Source organism: Streptomyces sp. NPDC057638, assembly GCF_042800315.1.
Taxonomy (GTDB): domain Bacteria; phylum Actinomycetota; class Actinomycetes; order Streptomycetales; family Streptomycetaceae; genus Streptomyces.
The window spans coordinates 1-1,148 of sequence record NZ_JBHVHF010000616.1; the positions used below are offsets into that span (position 1 = coordinate 1).

Annotated in this window: 1 protein-coding gene; it reads left to right on the forward strand. The window is 72.0% G+C overall.

Features of this window, described 5'->3' with window-relative positions; all coding sequences use genetic code 11:
• Positions 1 to 245 precede the first annotated feature (245 nt).
• Positions 246 to 935, forward strand: coding sequence for an alpha/beta hydrolase (locus ACFVIM_RS35245; RefSeq protein WP_384310484.1), 690 nt, complete (start codon positions 246 to 248; stop codon positions 933 to 935).
• The last annotated feature ends 213 nt before the right edge of the window (positions 936 to 1,148 follow it).

The following is a 1,148-nucleotide window of genomic DNA, read 5'->3' on the forward strand; positions in this document are numbered from 1 at the left end:
GGGCATGTCGCCTGGTCCGGTCTGATACTGACGGAGGCCACCGGGCCGGGCGCGCCGCCCGGCCCGATACTGAGGGACGCCGCCCGAACCGGCTCGCCCGGCGCGGATCGCTCAGGGCCGTCGCGCAGACGCGCGACGGTTCCCTCGCGGGTGCGGTGGAGCCCCGGTGGCGGGGTCGCCGCACCCGTCCTAGCGTGGGGACGAAAGTGTCGAATCCGACAGTGTCACCACGATGGGGAAACGCTATGGCCAAGCCGTCGATTGTTCTGGTGCATGGGTTCTGGGGAGGCGCGGCGCACTGGAGCAAGTGCATCCCGGAGCTGCGGAGCAGGGGCTTCGACGACCTCCACGCGGTCGAGAACCCGCTGACCTCGCTCGCCGAGGACGCCGAGCGCACCCGCAAGATGGTGAAGCAGGTCGACGGGCCGGTCATCCTGGTCGGCCACTCCTACGGTGGCGCGGTCATCTCGGAGATGGGGAACCTGCCCAATGTCGCCGGGCTCGTCTATATCGCCGCGTTCGCGCCCGACGCGGGCGAGAGCGCGGGCCAGATCAGCCAGGAGCACCCGCCCGCCGCGTTCGACAACATCAAGCCGGACTCGGACGGCTATCTCTGGGTCGCCCAGGACAAGTACCACTGGAGCTTCTGCGAGGACCTGACCGAGGCGGAGGCATATGTCCTCGCGGTCACCCAGAAGGCCCCGCTGGCCTCGACCTTCGGGGACAACGTGACCGCCCCGGCCTGGCGGGAGAAGCCGGTCTGGTACCAGGTCTCCACCGGCGACCGCATGATCGACCCGGACAACGAGCGGCGGATGGCGGAGCGGATGTCACCGCGCAAGATCATCGAACTGGAGGCCAGTCACGCCTCCCTGGCCTCACAGCCGCAGGCCGTCGTGGAGCTGATCGAGGAGGCGGCGCGGGAGACCTCCTGACGGACGGACGGACGGACGGACGGGCCCGGCGCCCCGCACCCGCTACGCCGCCGTGCGCGGATGCCCCGCCCCGCCCTCGTCGCGCGTGCGCGAAGCGCCACACGCTCCGTCGGATGAGGGACCCGACCGACACCCCGGGACCGGAGCCCGCCACCCCCGCGGGGGCGGAGCCCCGGCCCCGGGGCCGTTCCGGGCCTCCGGTCGCCGTCAGTC